Below are 21,280 nucleotides of genomic sequence, written 5' to 3'. Positions count from 1 at the left end.
AGCCTGCGCTGGGGTGACGGTTTTTCAGAGGCTTACTCCGCCGCCAGCAGCGTCGTCGCGCCGCCCAGATCGACCGATACCAGCCGGCTGACGCCGCGTTCGACCATGGTAACGCCGAACAGACGGTGCATCCGGCTCATCGTCGCCGCATTGTGGGTGACGATCAGGTAGCGGGTGTCGGTATCGGCGGCCATGCGGTCGAGCAGGTCGCAGAAGCGGTCGATATTGGCGTCGTCCAGCGGCGCGTCGACCTCGTCCAGCACGCAGATCGGCGACGGGTTGGTCAGGAACAGCGCGAAGATCAGCGCGACGGCGGTCAGCGCCTGTTCCCCGCCCGATAGCAACGTCAGCGACTGCAGCCTTTTGCCCGGTGGCTGAGCAAGGATTTCGAGGCCCGCTTCCAGCGGGTCGTCCGAATCGACCAGTTCGAGCTGCGCCTGCCCGCCATCGAACAATGCGGCGAACAGCCGGCGGAAATGGCCGTCGACCGCCGCGAACGCCGCCAGCAGCCGTGCGCGTCCCTCGCGGTTCAACGTCCCGATCGATCCGCGCAGCCGTTGCACCGCCTCGGCCAGTTCGGCGCGTTCGGCCGCCGTCTCGCCCTGCGCCGCCTCCAGTTCGGCCAGTTCGGTATCGGCGATCAGATTGACCGGGCCGATCCGGTCGCGATCGGCGAGCAGGCGGTCATGCGCCGCGGCCTCGCCCGCCGCGTCGTCGACCTCCGCGCCGGTGAAGCCGATGCGCGGCAGCAGCGGCGGCGGGCATTGGAAGCGTTCACCCGACAGGCGACCCATTTCCAGCCGCCGCTGTTCCTGTGCCTCCGCCCGGGCGCTGGCTCCGGCGCGGCGTTCGCGCGCGGCCGCGAGCGATTCGGCGATCGTTCCGGCCGCGCGCTCGGCAGCGCGTAGTCGTGCTTCCTCAGCTTGTTCCAGCGTCACCGCTTCGGTCGTCGCCTGCCGGAGACTGGCCAGCATATCGTCGACCTGCGCCAGTTCCGCCGCCAGCGCCGCCGGGCGATCGTGCAACGCGGCGCGGTCGGCCGCGATGGTGGCGATCCGGGCATCGACCTCGGCGATGCGTCGGTCGGCATCTGCGGCACGGGACTGCCATGCGACGATCTCGGTCCTGGCCGTCGCTAGCCGCTCCCGGTCGCGCTGCAGCGCTGCGTCGAGCGATGTGCGGCCGGCACGGGCATCGGCCACCTCCGCGCGAGCGGTCGCTGCCGCCGTCGCCAGCGCGGCGACCCGCCCGGCGGTCGCGCTGCGGTCGGGCAGTTGCCGGAGCGCGGCATCGGCGCGGTCGGATTCGTCCTGCGCCTCGATCAGGTCGCTGTGAATTCGGGCCAGCCGGGCGGCGACGTCGTCGGCCCGCGCCTGCGCCCGTTCGATCGCGGCGGTGGCGCGGTCCTCCGCGCGCAGCGCCTCGCGCGCCTGCGATTCGGCCTGTTCGAGCGTGCGGCGGGCAGCGGCCAGCGTCGCCCGCGCGTCGCCGATCGCGGTATCGGCCGCCGCCAGCGCAGCATCGGCGGCATCCCGCCGCGCGACCAGCGCCGGGCGTTCCTGCCCCAGCGACCGCAACCGGTTGGTACGCGCGAGCCGCTCGGCCGCGGCGGCCCCCGATCCCGCCTTGGTGCGCAGCCCGTCCCAGCGACGCATCGCCCCGTCGAGCGTCACCAGCCGCTGCCCGACCGCCAGTTCGGTGCCCTCGTCGCGTTCGACCACCAGCACCTGTGTCAGCCGCCGGGCGAGCGCCGGGGCGGTGACCTGTGCCGACAGCCGTCCGATGCCGTGCGGAACCGCCGGACCGTCGATCGGCGCAGCGTCGGTGTCCCAGTAACGATCGTCGGCGGGATCGGTCCCGGCGTCGAGATCGTCGCCCAATGCCGCCGCCAATGCCGCCTCGAACCCCGGTTCGACCACCACCGAATCGATGATCCGTGCGCGACCGGTCCGGCGCAACGCCCGTTCCAGCGCGGCGATTTCTGCGTGCAGTGCCGCCAGTTCGGCGGTGGCGGTCGCCCGGTCGGCCTGCGCGCGCCCACGCGCCTCCTGCGCCGATCGTTCGGCCCCCTCGGCCTGGACGATGACGGTGCGGGCCGAATCGGCGCTGGCCTGCGCACCGGCCCGCCGTTCGGCCGCCGCCGTCCGTTCGGCGGTCAGGGGGGCGAGGGCGGGTAACGCGGCCTGTTCGGCGCGCGCCCGTGCTGCGTCGCGACGGGCACGGTCCAGCCGGACATGCGCCGCGTCCTGCGCCGCCGCCGCGACCCGCGCCTCGGCCAGTTCGGCCGCCTGCGCCGCCAGCGCGTCACCATGTGCGGCATCGGCGATCGCCGCCTGCGCATTCGCCTGAACGAGCGCGGCGTCGAGCCGGGGCAGACGGGCCGCCGCTTCCGCAATCGCCGTCGTCAGCGCGGCGGTCTCGTCGCGTAGCCGCACCACCGCATGGGCCGCATCGCCGGCCAGCGCCGCCTCGCGCTTGCGGTCTGCGCTGAGGCGCGCGGCCTGCGCCTCCAGATCGGCCAGTCGTCGGGTCGCGGCATGGGCCTGTGCCTGCAGCCGCTCGCGGGCATGGCCGGCATCGGTGGCGCGCTGGTGCAGCGCCTGTGCGGCGGCGCGCGCACTCGCCAGCGCCTGTGTGGCGGCGGCCTGTTCGGCGACCGCCTCCGCCTGCGCGCTGCCCTGTCCGGCGACCAGCGTCTCGGCCGCCTGTGCTTCGGCCTTGGCGGTGTCGGCAGCGGTGGCGGCGTCGCGCCAGCGGGCGTAGATCGCGCGCGCTTCGGCAATGCGGATCGCGTCGGTCAGTTCGCGATAGCGCGCGGCGACCTTTGCCTGTCGCCGGAGGATCACGGCGCGTGCATCCTGTTCCTGCGCCATCTCACCCAGCCGGTCGAGATTGGCTTCGGTCGCGCGCAGTTTCGATTCGGCATCGCGGCGGCGGACATGCAGGCCGGAGATGCCGGCGGCATCCTCCAGCATCGCGCGGCGCTCGGCGGGGCGGGCGGCGATGACCGCACCGATCCGGTTCTGGCTGACAAGCGCGGGCGAATGCGCACCGGTCGCCGCGTCGGCGAACAGCAGCGACACGTCCTTCGCCCGCACGTCGCGACCGTTGATGCGATAGGCGGAGCCGGCCCCGCGTTCGATCCGGCGGACGATCTCCACCTCGTCGCCAGCGGCATCCTCCGCCAGGATCGCCACCTCGGCAAAGTCGCGCTGGGGGCGGGTTTCGGTGCCGGCGAAGATGACGTCGTCCATGCCGGCGCCGCGCAGCGATTTCGCGCTGTTCTCGCCCATGGTCCAGCGCAGCGCTTCGAGCAGGTTCGACTTGCCGCAACCATTGGGTCCGACGACGCCGGTCAGTCCGGACTCGATCACCAGATCGGCCGGGTCGACGAAGCTCTTGAAGCCGGTAAGCCGCAGCCGCCGGAGCGTCAGCCCCGGCGTGGGCGGTGTGGCCGCGTCGTTCCCCGCGGCCACGGGATCAGGCGCCAGCGCCCTTCAGCGCCGCTTCGATCTGTGCCCAGGTCACGGCGTTCTCGACCTTTTCGCCGTTGATCAGGAAGGTCGGCGTGCCGGTGACGGTCGCGCCGCCCTCTTCGGTGATCTTCACGACCTCCTGCAACAGCTTCTGGTCGGCGAGGCACTGGCGCGCCTTGGCTTCGGGCACGCCGCGCTGCTTTACGAAATCGACGAAACCGGCCGCATCGGCCCAGCCGGTGACGGCCTGGAGCGGCGGGATCGACTGGAGCCGCGCCTGTTCGGCCTGCGGGATCGCCTGCATCCGCTCCAGGGTCGCGGCCTGGTCCTGGTACATCGCTTCGAGCAGGGGGAAGAAGGTCGCGGTCCCGTTGCAACGGCCGAGCACCGCCGCCGCCAGGTCGGGCGCGCCATGTACGGCGAAGTCGCGGAACTCGAAGCTCACCTTGCCGGTCGAGACATAGTTGTTGATGAGCGGTTCGTTGGCTTCGCGCCCGAACGCACCGCAGGTCGGGCAGGTGCGCGAGCCATATTCGACCAGCTTCACCGCCGCATCGGGATTGCCGATGCGATAGCCGCCCTCGGGCGTGACCGCGACCATGTCGGTCCACTTCTTGCCGGCCGGTGCCGCGACATTGGCGACGGGCGCGGCGGCGGTGCCGTTAGTGCCGCTGCCGGAATCACCGCCACCACAGGCCGACAGGGCGGCAAGCGCGATTAGGGGGAATGCGAAACGCATGGGATCTACTCTCGTTATAAGGATCAGGAGGCGGTCAGGAACGGCTTGAGCGTGGCCCAGTCATGGGCCTCCACCTTCTTGCCGTTGACCTCGAAGCTGGGCGTGCCCTCGACGCCGGCAGCTTGTGCCGCTTCGGCGATGGCGATGACCCGTTTCTGCGCGGCTTCGTCGTTCAGGCAGGCGGTGATTTTCGCATCGTCCACGCCCTGTCCCCGCACCAGCGTGCGCAGCTCGGTGGCAGCGGCGAGCTGTTCCAGCCGCTTGCCGATCGTCGCGGTTGGCTGCTGCGCGGCCGGGGTCGCGGCGAACGCTTCGGCCTTGTCCAGCATCGCGGTCTGCTGCGCGAAGATCGCATCATGTGCGGCGAGGAACCGGTTCGCCCCGCCGCAACGCGCGAGCAGGGCGGCGGTCAGGTCCAGCGCGTCGCGCGGCAGCGTGCGATATTCGACGCGGACCCGGCCCGATCGGATCAGCGCGGTCAGTTCCGGCTTCGCATCTCGGGCAAAGGCGGCGCAGTGCGAACAGGTATAGCTGACCCATTCGACCAGCTGCACCCGCGCCATCGGGTTGCCGATGGCGACGCCGCCGGTCGGCAGCATCGCGACGCTGTTGGTCCAGTTGCGCGCGGTCGCGGCATGGGCGGGGGCCTGCGCCTTGGCCGGGGGCATCCCGAACAGGGCGAGGATGAACGAGCAGAGCAGGATCAGGATGCGCATCAGCGGACCTTGCCAAGGATCGGAATGGCGGGGGGCGGCGGCGCGGCGACGGCCCCGGCGAGTGCGGCGAGAACCTCGCGCAGTTCGGGGTCGGCGATGTCGCGCAGGCTTTCGTGCATTTCGGCCGGGATCGGCGGCGGTTCGCGGCGCGGCGGCATCGCGCGGCGCGGGCGGACCTCGCCATGGCGGAACTGGAGTCGGGCGACCGCGGCATAGCCGAAGAAACGGTTCACCCGCTCGACGATTTCGGGGGCGATATGCTGCATCATCGTGCCGTGCGCGCCCGATACGATCAGCGTCAGCGTGCCGTCGGCGCGCTTGCCCGGCGGGAACCGGATCGATTCGGGGGCGGACACGCGGGCAAAGCGTTCGCCGACGATCTCGCCCCAGCGGCTGACCACGGCCGACTGTACGAAACCGAACTTTCGGAACGCCGCGCCACCGATATCGGGCAGCAATTCGGCCACGGGCCGCGCGCCGCCGCGGCGGCGGGGTTCGGGAATCGTCGCATGGGGGCGTGGGCGCGTCGTCATTGTGCGCATCCCATGCCATAGAGCCGGCGTGGACGCCAAGCATCTCTCTGTCGCCGAACGGTTACTCGACTGGTACGACCGCAACCATCGCAGCCTGCCATGGCGCAGCCCGCCGGGCACCGCCGCGCCCGACCCCTATCGCGTGTGGTTGTCGGAGGTGATGCTGCAACAGACGCAGGTGGCGAGCGTGCGGCCCTATTTTGAGGCATGGACGGCGCGCTGGCCGTCCTTCGCGGCGCTGGCGGCGGCGGACGATGCCGATGTGATGGCGGCATGGGCGGGGCTGGGCTATTATGCCCGCGCTCGCAATCTGCTCGCGTGCGCGCGGGTCGTCGCGGCTCGGGGTGCGCTGCCCGATACCGAGAGCGAGCTGCGCAAATTGCCGGGCATCGGTGACTATACGGCGGCTGCGATCGCCGCGATCGCCTTTGGCCGGCGGGCGGTAGTGGTCGACGCCAATGTCGAGCGGGTGGTGTCGCGACTGTTTGCAATCGGCGATCCGCTGCCCGGTGCCCGCCCGGCGATCCGCACGGCGACCGATACGATCACGCCGGACGCCCGCGCGGGCGACTTCGCACAGGCGATGATGGACCTGGGATCGATGGTCTGTACTGCGCGGTCTCCCCGCTGCCTGTTCTGCCCGCTACGCGACGATTGCGCCGCCTATGCGACCGGTACGCCCGATGCCTTTCCGGTGAAGGCCGCGAAGAAGGCGAAGCCGCAGCGGTTCGGCACCTTGTTCTGGGCGGAGCGCGACGGACGGGTGCTACTGGTACGGCGGCCGGACAAGGGGATGCTGGGCGGCATGCGCGCGCTGCCGACCGGGCCGTGGAGCGACGCCGATCCCGGCACCGAAGGCGCGCCGTTCGCCGCCGATTGGCGCAGCATCGGTCTGGTCCGCCACGGTTTTACCCATTTCGATCTTGCCTGCACCGTCATGGTGGCGGATGCAGTGGCCGACACCGCGCAGGGCGAATGGTGGCCGGTCGCGGACATCGAAGCCGCCGGCATGCCGACGCTGTTCGCGCGGGCGATTGCGGTTGTGGAGGGAATGCGATGAGGGACAAGAACCGGGTCCGAAACATGCTGGCGCTGACCGGCGCGCTGTTGCTCGTTCAGCCGGCGGTGGCATGGGCACAGGCCGCGCCGCCGCCTGCGCCCGCCCGGCCCGCCGCCCAGCGCGCGCTGCCCGCGACCGAGGCGATGGTCCGCGACTATGTGGCGCAGAAAAAGGCACCGGGCATGGTTGTCGTCGTCGGCGGCCCCGACTGGACCAGCGCGCACGCCGCCGGGCGCGTCGCGACCGACGCCAGTGCTGCGCCGGCCAATGTCGACACGCTGTGGCGGGTCTATTCGATGACCAAGCCGATCACCGGCATGGCCGCGATGATGCTGTTCGAGGACGGCAAGCTGAAGCTCGACCAGCCGATCAGCGACTTCATCCCCGGCTTCAAGTCGATGAAGGTGCTGACCGATCCCGACAAGAGCCTTGCCAGCCGCCCGGCGACGACGCCGATCACGGTCCGCCACCTGCTGACCCACACCGCAGGCCTTGGCTACAGCATCGTGACCAAGGGGCCGTTGCTGAAGGAGTATGAGCGGTTGGGCATCGTGCCCGCCGCCGTCAACGCACAGGCCGAGGTCGCGATGGCGCAGGCGCGGCCGAAATCGCTGGCGGAATTCGCCGACCGCGTCGCGACCCTGCCGCTGATCGCCGAGCCGGGGACCAAGTGGAGCTATTCGATCGGGCTGGACGTGCTGGGCCGGGTGATCGAGGTGGCTTCGGGCATGTCGTTCGAGAAGTTCCTCCAGACGCGGATGTTCGGTCCGCTCGGCATGACGTCGACCTATTGGACCGTGCCCGCAGCGCAGAAGGGGCGGCTGGCGACCAACTATGCCTGGGCCGGCGACAATCTGGTGCCGGTCGATCCGGGAGCGACCTCGGTCTGGCTGTCGCCGCCGAGCTTTCCCTATGGCGGGGCGGGACTGGTCATGTCGGCCGCCGATTACGACCGCTTCCTCCACATGCTCCAGAATGGCGGCACATTGAACGGGAAGCGCGTGTTGCAGCCGGCGACGGTGGCGCTCGGCATGTCGAACCTGCTGCCGACCGGCGTCACCTTTGGCGGGGTCGATGGTGCGACCGGCGGACAGGCGGGGCCGAAGATGGGCTTCGGCGCGGGTGGATCGGTCTATCTGGAGACGCTGCCGGGACGGCCGGGCAAGGGCACCTATGGCTGGGGCGGGGCGGCGGGTACCGTCGCGTTCGTCGATCCGGTGCGGCAGGTGCGCGGCACGGTGATGGTGAACTACTTCCCCGCCGACAAATGGCCGCTGCGCGAGGATCTGGTGAAGGCGCTGGCCCGCGATCTGGCGGGACCGGTGCGATGATCGGCTTTACCGGCGCGGCTCTGGTCCGCGCCGACCATGAGCGTGACGACCCGGCAGCGTTCGCGCGGTGCAAGGGCGATCCGGCGGCCCGGCTGCTGGTGCTGACCGGGCTGGAACCGCCGGTGGCCGACGATGGCGCGCTCGCGCTGGTGGCGATGGACCCGGCGCGGGATGACGCGCTGCTGCTCGGCTATCTGGACGACGCGCCGCTGTTCGTGGTCGGTGACGGCGACGGCAGTGCACCGGCGATGCGTTCGCCCGCGCTGATGGCGGCGCTGGCGGTGATGCCGGCGGCCGACGTCGCGCTGTACGGCGTCGCGCGCAGCCTGGTCGACTGGCATTCGCGGCACGGCTTCTGTGCGAAATGCGGTCATGCCAGCGTGGTCGCGCGCGGCGGTTGGGCGCGGTCCTGCCCGAACTGTGGCGCGCTGCATTTCCCGCGCACCGATCCGGTGGTCATCATGGCGGTCGAGCATGGCGACCGCGTGCTGCTGGGGCGGCAACCGAGTTGGCCCGCCGGGCGCTATTCCGCACTGGCCGGCTTTGTCGAGGTCGGCGAATCGTTCGAGGAAGCGGTCGCGCGCGAGGTTCTGGAGGAAGCGGGCGTCGCGGTGGATGCGGTGCGCTATGTCGCCAGCCAGCCCTGGCCGTTTCCGTCGCAGCTGATGATCGCCTGTATCGCGACGGCGCGGGACGATGCGCTGAAGATCGATGTGACCGAGCTGGAACATGCGTTCTGGGCGACGCGGGACGAGGTGCGCGCGGCGCTGGCGGGCGATACGTCGCGCTTCATCGCGCCGCCGGGGCACGCGATTGCGCGGAGTCTGCTGGCGGCGTGGGTGGCGGGGTAATTTAACCCATTTTCACCAACCGTTCGCTTCGAGTGCAGGTTCGAGCCTGTCGAGAACCGTAGTCGAGAAGGGGATGCCCCAAATAAACGCGTTCTCGACGGACGCTTCTCGACTTCGCTCGAAGCTGCTCGAACCGAACGGGGTGGGTGGAGGGTAGGGTTCTACCCCCGCTCCCTTGCCCGCCCGTAACTCCCCAGCAAGCGTACCCATTTGCTGTGGAACCGCAATTCGTCGAGCGCGCGGTCGACATGCGCCTCGCCCGGACGCCCTTCGATATCGCAGAAGAATTCGGTCGCGGCGAAGGTGCCGCCGCGCTGGTAGCTTTCCAGCTTCGTCATATTGACGCCGTTGGTCGCGAAGCCGCCCATCGCCTTGTACAATGCGGCGGGGACGTTCTTCACCTCGAACACCAATGTCGTCATGCACGGCCCCTCGGGCAACTCGGGCAGCGCACCGCGGGCGAGGACGACGAAGCGCGTCGTATTGTGGTCGGCATCGGCAATGTCGTCGGCCAGCAATTGCAGCCCGTACAGTTCCGCCGCCGCCGGGGGAGCAAGCGCGGCGACGGCCGGATCGCCGATCGCCGCGACCGATGCCGCCGCGCCCGCCGTATCGGGATGCGCCACCGGTTCGATCCCGCGCGCACTCAGCCAGTGGCGGCACTGGCCCAGCGCCTGTTCGTGGCTCATCGCCTGGCGGATGCCCTCGACCGGACCCAGCCCCATCAGGGCGTGGCGGATCGGCAGGAAATGTTCGCCGGTGATGACCAGCCCCGATTCGGGCAGCAGGAAATGCATGTCGGCGACGCGGCCGTGCAGTGAATTTTCGATCGGGATGATCGCGCAATCCGCCGTTCCGACACGCACCGCGTCGATCGCATCGGCAAAGCCGAAACAGGGCAGCGGCAGCGCTTCGGGAAACGCCTGGACCAGCGCGACGTGCGAATTGGCGCCGGGTGCCCCCTGAAAGGCGACGGTGCGATTCGGTTCGCGCGCGGCGGCTTCGATCATCTGCGCCACCAGCGGGCGCGCGGGTGCGGCGTATTTGTGCATGGGGAGCGGCGATTATCGGGCGCGAGGGCAGGCGGCAACCCTGTCTTGCCAGTATCCAACGTCGCCTCTAAGCATGGCCCCAAACAGAACCATATTTAGGTGAGACGGCTCAGGGCATGGACGACCGGACGAACACCATCGCAGGTTGGGTATTGGCCGGTTGCGCCGCCGCCCTCGGACTCTCCATCGCCAGCGGCATGGTGTTCCATTCGGGGCCGCCGGAAAAGCCCGGCTATCCGGTCGAGGGCGCGGCCGAAGCCGGGGGCGGGGCCGCTGCGGCTGTGCCGATCGCGACGCTGCTCGCCACCGCCGACGTGGCCAAGGGCGCGGAAGTGTTCAAGAAATGCGCCGCCTGCCACACGGTCAACCAGGGTGGGGCCAACGGCATCGGTCCGAACCTGTGGGGCGTGATCGGCAAGAAGCACGGCCACCTCGCCGGCTTCGCCTATTCGACCGCGCTGACCGGCATCCCCGGCAACTGGGACTTCGACGCGATGAACGCGTGGCTGACGTCCCCCCGCAAATATGCCCCCGGCACGAAAATGACCTTTGCCGGTCTTGGCAGCGCCGAGGACCGGGCGAACGTCATCGCCTATCTCAATTCGCAGGGGTCGAACCTCCCGCTGCCGGCCGCACCCGCCGCGGGAGCCGAACCGGCGGCGACCGAAGCGGAGGGCAATGTCGCCGAGGGCGCACCGGCCAATACCGCCGATATCGTCAACGCCGCGACCCCGGCCTCGGGTGCGCCATCGGTCGATCCGGCGGCGGCGGAACAGGCGGCCAAGAAGGGCGAGTAACCGTTCCGCTTCGGATCGAAGAAGGATTGGGTTCACGCGAAGGCGCGGAGACACGAAGGGGTTGCGGTTGGTGCCGCTCTTTCGTGTCTTCGTTGGCGTTGCCGTAAGAAGAGGCTGGTTCACGCGGAGGCGCGAAGAAGGTTAGATTTCGCGCGGAGACGCGGAGGCGCAGAGAGGGTGCGTTTGCTGCCTCCTCATCCGCGCCAGCGGTCTACCGATCGAACGCGAGGTGCCGGCAAAGGCAGCCGCTCTGCGCTTCTGCGCGAACCAGTTTCTTCTATTCTACGCTAGCGAGAGTCGCGGACCGCGGGACCAGCCACAACCCCTTCGCGTCTCCGCGCCTTCGCGTGAAAACAACCTGCTACTTGGGCCTTCACAATGCCCAGCCGTCCCGCGACGATCAGACCGTAACCGGCTCCAGCCCCAGCAACTGCGCTACCTGATCGAAGCCGTGCGCGATCTCGGTCACGCCCAGCGCGCGCAGGCGGTCGTCATGGCCGACGCCGCAGTGCGACCCCGCGCACAACCCGATCACCCGCGCGCCCGATGCGACCGCGCCGGTGACGCCGACCGGCGAATCCTCGAGGATCGCGCACTCCTCGATCGCGACGCCCAGTTGCTGCGCGCCGTAGAGATACAGGTCCGGCGCGGGCTTGCCGTTCGCGACATGCTCCTTGCCGCTATAGATATGGTCGCCGAACGCATCGCGAATTCCAAGATGGTCGAGATGCGTCGCGATCCAATGGGTCGTGCTGGACGACACGATCGCGCGCGGCAGGTCGGCGGGGAGCGACCGGACGAAGGCGACCGCGCCCGCCACCGCATCGACCCCCTCGGCTAGCACGCGTGCATCCTCGACGGCGCGCGCTTCCCAGAACCCCTCGGGCACCGGGCCGCCGATCCATTTCTCGATCGCCTGGGTGAAATGGACGCCCGACAGGCCCATGAAATTGGCCATCGAATCGGCGGCGCTGGTCGGGTGGCCCGCCTGCGTCAGAAACTCGGCGATCTGGCGGTTGCCGGCAAATTCGCTTTCCAGCAGCACGCCGTCGAAATCGAACAACAGGGCCTTGGGACGGGTCATCATCGTTCCTTCATGCGCCCCGCGCGCCGAACAGCGCGGAGCCGATACGCACATGGGTCGCGCCCAGCGTGACGGCGGTTTCGAAATCGTCGGACATGCCCATGCTGAGGCCAGTGAGGCCGTGGTCGCGCGCGAGCTTGGCGGTCAGCGCGAAATAGGGCGCGGCGTCGAGGCCTGCCGGCGGCACGCACATCAGCCCGGCGATCGGCAGGCCTGCCGCCTTTGCTTCGGCCAGCAGCGCCGGGAGGTCCGACAGCGCGCAGCCGCCCTTTTGCGGTTCGTCGCCGATATCGACCTGCAGGAAGCAGGCCGGCGTACGGCCGGTCTTCTCGATCGCCTTTGCCAGCGCGGCGACCAGCGACGGGCGGTCGACCGAATGGATCGCGTCGAACAGGCGCACGGCATCCTCCGCCTTGTTCGACTGGAGCTGGCCGACCAGATGCAGTTCGATGCCGGGTGTAAGCGCCTGCAACGCCGGCCATTTGCCCTGGGCTTCCTGAACCCGGTTTTCGCCGAACACGCGCTGTCCGGCGTCGATCAGCGGCTGGATCGCGGCGGCGTCGTGCGTCTTGCTGACCGCGATCAGCGTCGTCGCGCCACGGTCCCGCCGGGCGATCGATTCGGCATGGGCGATCCGGTCGCGGATCATGGCCAGCGGGGTGTCGGTTTTGGTCATCGCGCGCGCTATAGAGGCGGCCATGCCCCGCCGCCACCCTTTGCCGCAACGCTGGCTGATGACCGACGAACGGCTGGGCGAGGCACTGCTGCCGATCGTGGCGAAGTTGCCGCGGGGGAGCGGTGTGGTGTTCCGGCATTATGCCACGCCCGAGGGGGAACGGCGGCGGAAGTTTGCGCGGGTGCGGCGGATCGCGCGGGCGCGGCGGCTGGTGCTGCTCATCGCCGGGCCGCATCTGCCCGGCGGCGACGGGGTGCATGGACGAAAAGCGTTGCATGGCAAGGGGTTGGTCACGCGGCCGGTCCATTCGATCCGCGAACGCATCGCCGCCGAACGGGCGGGCACCGACGCAATCTTCGTATCGCCCGTGTTCGCGACCGCCTCTCACCCCGGCGCGCGCTCGCTGGGGCGAGTGCGGTTTCAGCAGCTGATCCGCGGCGCGCGCGTGCCGGTCCTTGCCCTTGGCGGGATGACGGCGGCACGCGCGCGGACGCTGAAGGGGATTGCCGGCTGGGCCGCGATCGATGCGTGGGCGTCAGAATCGCGTGCGTAGCTCGGCAAGGACGGTACGCGGTTCGCCGGGGAAATGCCCCGTCTGCCGCGTGAAGCCCGACGCCGCATATACCTTGTCGAACAGGTTATCGACGCGCAGCATCAGCTCGGCAAAGCCCAGCGATTTGGTGATCGACGCATCGAAGATCGCATAGGGTCGCACCGCCTGCCCCGACCGGCTGATCCGGCTCGACACCGCTTCGCCGCCGAGCGCAAAGGCGGTGCCGATCGATTCGAGCTGATACCGGGTCCAGAAGCCGACCTTGTGCGCCGGGGCATTGGCGAAGCGGCTGCCGATCGCATCCGTCACCGCCTGTCCGGCGACGGTGTCGGTGACGCGGGTATCGTTATAGCCGTAGTTAACCAGCAGCACCCATCGCGGCGTGATGTCGGTGGTCAGGTCGACTTCGAATCCCTTGCTGGTGACCTCGCCGATCGGGCTGAGCGGATCGACGCCGTTCACCGGGCTGCGGGTCGGATCGACCTGCAGCAGATTGCTGCGCAGGATGCGGTAGAGCGCGGCATTGGCCTGGAGCCGACCGCCCAGCAGGCGCGACTTGACCCCGGCCTCCACCTGGTTGCCGGTCACCGGGGCGAACGGGCCGCCCGCATCGCGATTCTGGCTGGCGGGGGCCTGCGGATCGAATCCTTCCGACCAGCTGGCATAGAGCGACAGGTCGGTGCGCGGGCGATAGATCAGCCCGCCGCGAAAGGTCACGTCGCTGTCGCGATAGCCCGAATCGCTGGTGACCCGCCCGGCGGTGGCAACCCGCACCGCATCCTCGAACCGGTCCCAGCGGACCCCGGCGACCAGCAGCAACCGCTCCGTCAGGCTGATCTGGTCCTGCGCATAGGCCCCGACCCGCCGGGCGCGCGTATCGGTGACGGTGAAGGGCAGCGCCCGCGCCCGCAGCGCATCGCCCGACGAACGGCCATAGACCGGGTTGGACAGGCTGAGCGGCAGGACCCCGCTGCGCAAAATACGCGAACTGAGGCCGTTATCCTCGCGGTACCAGTCGCCGCCCAGCTGGAACCGGTGCGCCATGCCGAACAGGGTCGTGGTCGCGGTGGCATTCGCCATGAACGACAGACCGTCGACCGGGCGGACCTGATCGCGAAATTCGCGCACGACCAGATCGGGATTGGTCGTGCTGCGGCCACGCGGCTCGTGATATTGTTGCCGTTCGGTCGATTTGAACCGGCGGACACCCGCATCGAAGCTGATCGCATCGCCGATGGTCGTCGCATAGCGCGCGGACCATGCGGTGGAATTGAGATGGAGCCAGTCGCTCTTCTCGTTCGCGTTCCAGCGGATCGAGGTCAGGAACCGCCCCTTGTCGTCGACGAGCACGCCGCGCAGCCGGTTGGCGCGCAGGTAACTGTCATAGGCGGTGACCTGCAGCGTCAGCAGCCCGCCGGGATGGGTGCGGATCGACAGCCCGGCATCGCCGATCAGCATCTTGTTGAGCGTGTTGCGGCGAAACGGCTCCATCGCCTCGAAAAAGCCGCCGACGCGATAGGAGACCACCCCGTCCCGGTCGACCCGGCCGGTCGCCTCCGACGAAATGCCGGCACGGGCGTAGGTGCCGCCGGTGACGACGGTGCGCAGCGCCGACCGGTCGGACGGGGTCTTCGACACATAGTTGATGATGCCGCCCGGTGCGCCGGGGCCGAAGAACAGCCCGGCCGGCCCCTTCAGCACCTCGACCCGGTCGATATTGAACAATTGGGGCACGCTGAAGCCGATGAACGGGTTGCCGCGCATCCCGTCATAGAAGGATTCGTCCTGCCGGAATCCGCGAAAGGTAACGCCGGCATAGCTGAAGGCGCTGACGCCCGAGATGTTGCGATACAGGTCGGTCGCGTCGCGCGCACCCTGATCGACGAACAGGTCGTGGTTGATGACCTGCAACGCCTGCGGGATGTCGAGCGGGTCCTGCGCCGATTTCCCGACCGTGGTGACGAGCGTCCGGTAGAGTTGCTGCGCGCGACCCTGCACCAGGATTTCCGCATCGTCGTCCGGCGTCGCCGCCTGCTGCGCGAGCGCGGGCGCAGGAACGGCGACCAGCATCGGAATCCACCACAACCGCACCATCGACCCCCTAATTGCACATGATATTCGCTCGCATTAGCGACGCCTTTCGCAAAGTGCAATCGTTACGCGTATGACATGGCCGGGCGGAACGTCGGCCGGTTCCGTCCGTTCACGGTCCAAAGGGGAAGAATGTGAGCGACAGCGACGCACGGCGGCCGATGCCCAGCTATGGCCGGGTAGCCGCGATGACGGTGATGGTGCTGGCGATCGCGGGTACCGCGTTCCTGCTGGTCAGCATGATGCGGCTGGTGCTGCTGGTGTTCGCCGCCACGACCATCGCCGTGCTGTTCAGCGCGGTGGCGAACCGTATCCAGCGCTGGACCCGCCTGCCGCGCGGGCTGGCGCTGGCGCTGTCGGTGATCCTGCTGCTGGGCATCGTCATCGGCATCTTCTTCGGGTTCGGCGCGCAGCTGGTCCAGCAGTTCGACACGATCCGCCAGCAAATCCCGTCTGCGTTGCAGGCGATCCAGCAGCAGCTGGACGGATGGGGCATCGGCGAACCGGCGCGCGAATTGCTGTCACAGGGCAGCAGCGACCTGTCGACGATCATGTCGCGCGCCGGGACCTATGTCCTGTCGATCGGGTCGGGCCTGTCGGATGCGGTGCTGGTGCTGGTCGGGGCAATCTTCCTCGCCGCCGATCCCGAACTCTACCGGCGCGGGCTAGTGAAGCTGGTGCCGCCCTCGGTCGAACCGGTCGCGCGGCAGGCAGTGGACGATGCCGCCGGGGGCCTGCGCGGCTGGATGAAGGGGGAGGCGATCGCGATCGTCGTCGTCGCGGTGCTGACCGCCGGCGGGCTGTGGCTGCTGGGCGTGCCTGCCGCCATCGGGCTGGGGCTGATCGCCGGGTTGATGGACGTGGTGCCCTATGTCGGGCCGATCATCGCCGGGTTGCCCGCCGTCATGCTGGCCTTCACCCAGTCGCCCTCGACCGCATTGTGGACCATCGTGCTGTTCCTGATCGTACAGCAGATCCAAGGCAATATCCTGCAGCCGATCGTGCAGAAGCACGCGGTCGACGTGCCGCCGGCCGTGCTGCTGTTCTCGGTCATCGGCATGGGGCTGTTGTTCGGGTTCATCGGCGTGCTGCTGGCCGCGCCGCTGACCATCGTGATGTTCGTGCTGGTGCAGCGGATTTATGTGCAGCAGTTGCTCGGCCGCGACATCACCGTGGCGACGGACAAGGTGGAGGAGGAGTGAGGCGTTCTCCGCCGGAACGATAGCGTTGCCTCGGCCAAAGCTTGGGTCGTTCGCGGTTCCTGTCCTGCGATACCGGCGGGGGAGCTGGAGTTTGATTCACTACCACGGGAACGTCACCCCAGCGCAGGCTGGGGTCTTTGTCGGCTCCTGCGGCGCGCTGCAATCGGGAGATCCCAGCCTTCGCTGGGATGACGTTCGGTTCGAAAGGATTGGATTAATTGCCGGCGGCAGGGCCGGCACCGCTTCCACGTTCGGGGATCAAACTCCAAGGTCGATCGACATTCGGCGCCCATCGCCAATGTTCATCATTCCCGCGCAGGCGGGATCCATTGTCGCTGACGTTTCGGCCGGATTCGCGACGACAGCGTTTATGGACTCCCGCCTGCGCGGGAGTGACGATGGGGCGGGAGCCGAATGTCGTGTCGGCTCCACCCGTCGCTGCGGTGAGGTGCTTTTCGAGTGGGCGCTACCGCGCCCGCGTCCAAAGCACCGGATCGCGCGGGGTATCGGCCGCCGGGCGCCAGCGCGCCGCCACGAAGGCGCGGGCGATCGCGGCGATCTTCTCCGCCTTCGACGTAGTCTGGCGCTTGTCCCATGCCGCGGAGCCGGCGGCGGCGACCTTGCGGGCGATGCCGCCATAGATGTCGGCGGCGGCCAGCACCGCCCAGGCCGAGCGCCATGGCAGGCGCGCCGCACCGACGCGGGCGCAGTCCTCGTGCAGCGCGGCGCGTGTCGCCATGCGGCGGGCGAGCACCGCGATGCGATCGGGCGTCGCCATCGGGTCGGCTGGGTCGATGCCCTGTTCGGCCAGCCAGTCGCGCGGCAGGTAGCAGCGGCCGGCATCGGCATCCTCGCGCACGTCGCGCGCGATATTCGCCAGCTGGAAGGCGAGGCCGAGATCGCAGGCGCGGTCGAGCGTGTCGCGGTCCCCGGCCGGTACGCCCATCACCACAGCCATCAAGCCGCCGACCGCGCCCGCGACATGGTAGCAATATTGGTACAGGTCGCCCTCGGTCACCGGTTGCCAGCCATCGGCGTCGAGCTGGAACCCGTCGATCACGTCATATACCAGCCGGTGCGGCAGGCCGACCTCGGCCGCGACCACGCCCAGCGCGTCGAAGGCGGGATCGCCGGTCGGTTCGCCTGCCAATGCCTGTGCGGTCCGTTCGCGGATCAGCAGCAGGCGGGCGGGCGCATCGTCCAGCCGCTGCATCCCGTGGCCCATGTCCTGCCCATCGGCGAGGTCGTCGCACGCACGGCACCACGCATAGAGCAGCCAGGCGCGTTCGCGCGTCACCGGATCGAACAGCTTGCTCGCCGCCGCGAAACTCTTCGATCCGCGCGCGATCGTGTCGCGGGCGTGCGCGACGAGGTCGGCGCGGGGAAGGATCAAAGGTCCTTGCTGCTCATGTGGATGATCGCCTGTACCGGCGTGTGCGCGGCCATCTTGTCGAGCAGCGCGTCGAGCGTGTCGGCGACCAGCAGGATGTCGCGGTGCATGGGGCGCATAAAGCCCACCTCCGCCATCTTTTCGACGAACGCGATCAGATGGTCGTAGAAGCCGGCGACGTTGAGCAGCCCTACCGGCTTGGTGTGATAGCCGAGCTGTGCCCAGCTCATCGCCTCCCACAATTCGTCCATCGTGCCGGTGCCGCCGGGGATGGTGACGAAGCCGTCGGACAGGTCGGTAAATGTCTGTTTGCGCTGGTGCATCGTGTCGACGACGTGCAGTTCGGTGAGGCCCTTGTGCGCGGCCTCCGCCTTGACCAGCGCGGTCGGGATCACGCCGATCACCTCGCCGCCCGCCTCGATCGCGCCGTCCGCCACCGCACCCATCAGGCCGAGCCTGCCGCCGCCATAGACGACGCCGATGCCGCGTTCCGCAAGAGACCGGCCGACGGCGCGGGCGGAGTCGATATAGACGGGGTCGGCGGGGGTCGCGGACCCGCAATAGATGGCTAGGCGCTTCATGGACGCGGGGTTAGGCGATTGGGGGGAGGGGGGCAAGCGGGTGGTGGTGCCCCTACCTGCCCAATACCCAATCCGTTTGCTTCGAGCGCAGGTTCGAGCCTTGTCGAGAACCGAAGTCGAGAAGTGGGTGCCTCAAACGGGGCGTTCTCGACGGGCGCTTCTCGACAAGCTCGAAGCTGCTCGAACCAAACGGTTGGGGTTGGGGTTGGGGTTGGGGTTGGGGTTGGGGTTGGGGTTGGGGTTGGGGTTGGGGTTGCGGTTGGGCGCGGGAGAGGGCGTTCAATCCTCACCCCCCAGCATCAGCCCCGCCGTCGCCTTGGCGCTCCCCACGACCCCCGGAATACCCGCGCCCGGATGGGTACCCGCGCCGACCACATACAGGTTCGGAATATCGTCATCGCGGTTGTGCGCGCGGAAATAGGCGCTCTGCGTCAGGATCGGCTCCAGCGAGAAGGCCGACCCCTGATAGGCGTTCAGGTCGTGGGTGAAGTCGCTCGGCATATAGCTGAACTTCGTCACGATCCGGTCGTGGATGTCGGGGATCAGGCGGCGGCCGACCTCGTCGAGGATACGCTTTTCGAGGATCGGGCCGATCTGGTCCCAGTCGACCGGGAACTTGCCGGTGTGCGGCACCGGGCACAGCGCGTAGAAGGTCGAATGCCCCTCCGGCGCCATCGACGGATCGGTGACGGTCGGATGGTGGAGATAGAGCGAGAAGTCTTCCGACAGCACGCCATGGTCGTAAATGTCGGCGAGCAGCCCCTTATAGCGCGGGCCGAACAGGATCATGTGGTGCGGGATGCCCGGCCACGTGCCCTTGATCCCGAAATGGACGACGAACAGCGAGGGCGAGAAGCGCTTCTTTTCCAGCCGTTGCGCCTTGCGCTGGCCGCTGCGCGATCCCGCCAGCAGGTCGCGATAGCTGTGGACGATATCGGCGTTGGTCGCGACCATGTCGGCACCGATCACCACGCCGCCCTTGGTCGTCACGCCCGTAGCGCGGTCGCCCAGCGTGTCGATGCTCTTGACCGGATCGCCGAGCATCAGCGTGCCGCCGAGCTTCTCGAACAGGCGGACCATGCCGGCGACCAGCTTGTTGGTGCCGCCTTGCGCGAACCATACGCCGCCGTCGCGCTCCAGCTTGTGGATCAGCGCATAGATGCTGCTGGTCTTCATCGGATCGCCGCCGACCAGCAGGGTATGGAACGACAGCGCCTGGCGCAATTTGTCGTTCTTCACGAACGACGACACGATCGAATAGACCGAGCGCCACGCCTGATATTTCGCCAGCGCAGGGGCTGCCTTGATCATCGACGCGAAGTCGAGGAAGGGCACATGGCCGAGCTTCACATAGCCTTCCTCGTACACGCCCGCCGAATATTCGAGGAAGCGGGCATAGCCGGCGAGGTCGCCGGGATCGAGCTTGGCGATTTCGGAGCGCAGCAGCGTGTCGTCGTTGGTGTAGTCGAAATTGGTGCCGTCGGGCCAGTTCAGCCGGTAGAAGGGCGACACCGGTTCGAGCGTCACGTCCTCGCGCATGTCGCGGCCGGTCAGCTGCCACAATTCCTGCAACGCTTCGGGTGCGGTGATGACGGTCGGGCCGGCGTCGAACACGAAGCCGTCGCGCTCCCAATAATAGGCGCGGCCGCCGGGCTTGTCCCGTCCCTCGACCAAGGTCGTCTGCACGCCCGCCGACTGCAGCCGGATGGCAAGCGCGAGGCCACCAAAGCCTGCGCCGATAACGACTGCCGTCTTCACCCCTGTCTCCCCATCAACGCCTGCACCGCGCGCCCGATCGGCACCGGCGGTTTCCCGATCAACACCCGGGCCTGGTCGACCCATGTCGACTTGCCCGCATAGAAGCGTCCGATCAGCCCCGCGTCCAGCCGGTAGAAGCGTTCGAGCACGCGGTAGCGTTCCACCGGGTCCGCCGCGCGGAACAACATTGTCGCGAGCATCCGGTAGAAACTGCGCTTCTTCCACAGCCCGCCCGCGAAATCATGCGTCAGCGTGTGCAGCGCGCCGCCCGACCAGTCACTGCTCTCCGCGACCAGCTGCGCGAGGCGCACCGCATCGGGCAGCGAATAGCCGGTGAGCGGATGGAACAGCCCGGCACGCATCCCGCCCTTGGCCACGCGGTTGCCGCCCGAGCGCCAATATTCCTCGAAATCGCCGCCCATCGCGACCGGCAGCACCCCGGTCTCGGACCGCCCGACCGTCGCCGCGTCCCAGCCCTTGGCCGCGGCATAGGCGGCGATCCGGCCGCTCAGCGCCTGCGTGTCGAGGTCGGGCGTGTCGCTGTAATAGGTATCCTCGACGAACAGCGTCGAGGCATCGAACGGCAAGGTGTAGAGGAAACGATAGCCGTCGAGCTGCTCGACCGATCCGTCCATCACGATCGGTCGTTCGACACCATGGGGATAGGCGGTGTGCAGCTCCATCCCCATGAATTTCTGCCAGCCGAGGTCGAGCAGCGACAGGTCGCCGGGGCCGCGACAGTCGATCACCCCCTGCGCCTCCACCCGGTCGCCATCGGCCAGGACCACCGCCGTCGGGCTGGCACCCAGCACTCGCGCCGACGCCATCAGCGATTCCGCGGGCAGCGTGTCGCGCAGCACCGTGTCGAGCCGCTCCGACGTGATCGAATAATAGGTGGTGTCGAGCGTGCGGCTGTGGGCCGGAAAGGCGATGTCGTAGCCGCGCCAGCCATGGGCGACCAGCGGGGCGACCAATGCCCGCTGTTCGGTCGCGACGTCGCTGCCGAAGAACGACCAGACATGGTTGCCGCCGAACGTTGCCGCCCCCTCGATCAGGCGGATTCGCGCATCGGGCCGCCGCTTCGCCGCCGCCAGCGCGACCAGCGCGCCGGACAATCCCCCGCCGACGATGGCGAGGTCGCATTGATGGATGGTTGGCATGGGGGTGCAGTAGGGGAGGTGGGCATCAGTGGCAACGGCGCGACTCAAATCCTCCCCGGCACGGGGGGGGGACCGTCGCCGAAGGCGATGGTGGAGGGGGCGTGCCGCGCAACGCGGCGGTTCCGGTTGCGGATACCCCTCTCCACCATGCTGCGCATGGTCCCCCTCCCCGTGCCGGGGAGGAACTGGGTCACGAGCGGGGAGGAGCTTGGGGTGTCCTCCGCCCCCGC

At 68.8% G+C, this 21,280-nt stretch carries 18 protein-coding genes; 6 read left to right on the top strand and 12 right to left on the bottom strand.

Features of this window, described 5'->3' with window-relative positions; translation table 11 throughout:
* Positions 1 to 32 precede the first annotated feature (32 nt).
* Genes MF609_RS02955 through MF609_RS02940 form a run of 4 tightly spaced genes read right to left on the bottom strand, consistent with a single transcriptional unit; the run spans position 33 to position 5,464 of the window.
* Positions 33 to 3,434 (bottom strand): chromosome segregation SMC family protein, encoded by a 3,402-nt coding sequence (locus MF609_RS02955; protein ID WP_242415163.1) that lies wholly within the window; start codon positions 3,432 to 3,434, stop codon positions 33 to 35.
* Positions 3,435 to 3,480: 46 nt separating this feature from the next.
* A complete protein-coding gene (locus tag MF609_RS02950; RefSeq protein ID WP_242414808.1) occupies positions 3,481 to 4,215 on the bottom strand; it encodes a thioredoxin domain-containing protein in 735 nt (244 codons plus the stop codon).
* A gap of 23 nt (positions 4,216 to 4,238) precedes the next feature.
* The gene (locus tag MF609_RS02945; RefSeq protein ID WP_242414807.1) at positions 4,239 to 4,931 is read right to left on the bottom strand and encodes a thioredoxin domain-containing protein; all 693 of its coding nucleotides are present in this window, start codon (positions 4,929 to 4,931) and stop codon (positions 4,239 to 4,241) included.
* Positions 4,931 to 5,464 (bottom strand): DUF721 domain-containing protein, encoded by a 534-nt coding sequence (locus tag MF609_RS02940; RefSeq protein WP_242414806.1) that lies wholly within the window; start codon positions 5,462 to 5,464, stop codon positions 4,931 to 4,933. The genes MF609_RS02945 and MF609_RS02940 overlap by 1 nt, the downstream gene beginning before the upstream one ends.
* A gap of 28 nt (positions 5,465 to 5,492) precedes the next feature.
* Here MF609_RS02940 and MF609_RS02935 point away from each other — a divergent pair, with 28 nt between their 5' ends.
* From MF609_RS02935 to nudC, 3 genes are read left to right on the top strand one after another with little or no spacing between them, the layout of a single operon-like run.
* Complete coding sequence (locus MF609_RS02935) at positions 5,493 to 6,524, top strand: A/G-specific adenine glycosylase (RefSeq protein ID WP_242414805.1); 1,032 nt, start codon at positions 5,493 to 5,495, stop codon at positions 6,522 to 6,524.
* Positions 6,521 to 7,855: a serine hydrolase domain-containing protein gene (locus tag MF609_RS02930; RefSeq protein WP_242414804.1), complete on the top strand. Its 1,335-nt coding sequence runs from the start codon at positions 6,521 to 6,523 to the stop codon at positions 7,853 to 7,855. Before MF609_RS02935 ends, MF609_RS02930 begins: the two co-directional genes overlap by 4 nt.
* The gene (nudC, locus tag MF609_RS02925; RefSeq protein ID WP_242414803.1) at positions 7,852 to 8,706 is read left to right on the top strand and encodes an NAD(+) diphosphatase; all 855 of its coding nucleotides are present in this window, start codon (positions 7,852 to 7,854) and stop codon (positions 8,704 to 8,706) included. Before MF609_RS02930 ends, nudC begins: the two co-directional genes overlap by 4 nt.
* Positions 8,707 to 8,867: 161 nt before the next feature.
* On the opposite strand, the gene MF609_RS02920 is transcribed toward nudC, so the two are convergent.
* Complete coding sequence (locus MF609_RS02920) at positions 8,868 to 9,758, bottom strand: prephenate dehydratase (protein WP_242414802.1); 891 nt, start codon at positions 9,756 to 9,758, stop codon at positions 8,868 to 8,870.
* A 116-nt stretch (positions 9,759 to 9,874) separates the two neighbouring features.
* Here MF609_RS02920 and MF609_RS02915 point away from each other — a divergent pair, with 116 nt between their 5' ends.
* Complete coding sequence (locus MF609_RS02915) at positions 9,875 to 10,555, top strand: c-type cytochrome (protein ID WP_242414801.1); 681 nt, start codon at positions 9,875 to 9,877, stop codon at positions 10,553 to 10,555.
* 400 nt (positions 10,556 to 10,955) lie between these two features.
* Here MF609_RS02915 and MF609_RS02910 read toward each other — a convergent pair whose 3' ends face one another.
* Complete coding sequence (locus MF609_RS02910; RefSeq protein WP_242414800.1) at positions 10,956 to 11,639, bottom strand: HAD family hydrolase; 684 nt, start codon at positions 11,637 to 11,639, stop codon at positions 10,956 to 10,958.
* A gap of 10 nt (positions 11,640 to 11,649) precedes the next feature.
* Positions 11,650 to 12,315, bottom strand: a complete 666-nt coding sequence (locus MF609_RS02905; protein WP_242414799.1) for a YggS family pyridoxal phosphate-dependent enzyme — start codon at positions 12,313 to 12,315, stop codon at positions 11,650 to 11,652.
* 58 nt (positions 12,316 to 12,373) lie between these two features.
* Between MF609_RS02905 and MF609_RS02900 the strand changes: the two genes are divergently transcribed.
* Positions 12,374 to 12,868: a thiamine phosphate synthase gene (locus MF609_RS02900; protein ID WP_242414798.1), complete on the top strand. Its 495-nt coding sequence runs from the start codon at positions 12,374 to 12,376 to the stop codon at positions 12,866 to 12,868.
* Here the strand turns inward: MF609_RS02900 and MF609_RS02895 are convergent.
* Positions 12,851 to 14,962, bottom strand: coding sequence for a TonB-dependent siderophore receptor (locus MF609_RS02895; protein ID WP_242414797.1), 2,112 nt, complete (start codon positions 14,960 to 14,962; stop codon positions 12,851 to 12,853). The genes MF609_RS02900 and MF609_RS02895 overlap by 18 nt on opposite strands.
* A 131-nt stretch (positions 14,963 to 15,093) precedes the next feature.
* Between MF609_RS02895 and MF609_RS02890 the strand changes: the two genes are divergently transcribed.
* Positions 15,094 to 16,161 carry an AI-2E family transporter gene (locus MF609_RS02890; protein WP_242414796.1) on the top strand — a complete coding sequence of 356 codons (1,068 nt, stop codon included), beginning with the start codon at positions 15,094 to 15,096 and terminating at the stop codon, positions 16,159 to 16,161.
* Between the two features lie 466 nt (positions 16,162 to 16,627).
* Here the strand turns inward: MF609_RS02890 and MF609_RS02885 are convergent, their stop codons facing one another.
* The 4 genes from MF609_RS02885 to crtY all read right to left on the bottom strand — a co-directional run bounded on the left by MF609_RS02885 (position 16,628) and on the right by crtY (position 21,050).
* Positions 16,628 to 17,554 carry a phytoene/squalene synthase family protein gene (locus MF609_RS02885; RefSeq protein WP_242414795.1) on the bottom strand — a complete coding sequence of 309 codons (927 nt, stop codon included), beginning with the start codon at positions 17,552 to 17,554 and terminating at the stop codon, positions 16,628 to 16,630.
* Positions 17,551 to 18,132: an LOG family protein gene (locus tag MF609_RS02880; protein WP_242414794.1), complete on the bottom strand. Its 582-nt coding sequence runs from the start codon at positions 18,130 to 18,132 to the stop codon at positions 17,551 to 17,553. The genes MF609_RS02885 and MF609_RS02880 overlap by 4 nt, the downstream gene beginning before the upstream one ends.
* A gap of 279 nt (positions 18,133 to 18,411) precedes the next feature.
* Positions 18,412 to 19,890 (bottom strand): phytoene desaturase, encoded by a 1,479-nt coding sequence (locus MF609_RS02875; protein WP_242414793.1) that lies wholly within the window; start codon positions 19,888 to 19,890, stop codon positions 18,412 to 18,414.
* Positions 19,887 to 21,050, bottom strand: a complete 1,164-nt coding sequence (gene crtY / locus MF609_RS02870; protein ID WP_242414792.1) for a lycopene beta-cyclase CrtY — start codon at positions 21,048 to 21,050, stop codon at positions 19,887 to 19,889. Before crtY ends, MF609_RS02875 begins: the two co-directional genes overlap by 4 nt.
* Between the last annotated feature and the right edge of the window lie 230 nt (positions 21,051 to 21,280).

Source organism: Sphingomonas panni, from assembly GCF_022664435.1.
GTDB lineage: Bacteria > Pseudomonadota > Alphaproteobacteria > Sphingomonadales > Sphingomonadaceae > Sphingomonas > Sphingomonas panni.
This window is presented reverse-complemented; position numbering and strand designations above follow the sequence as displayed.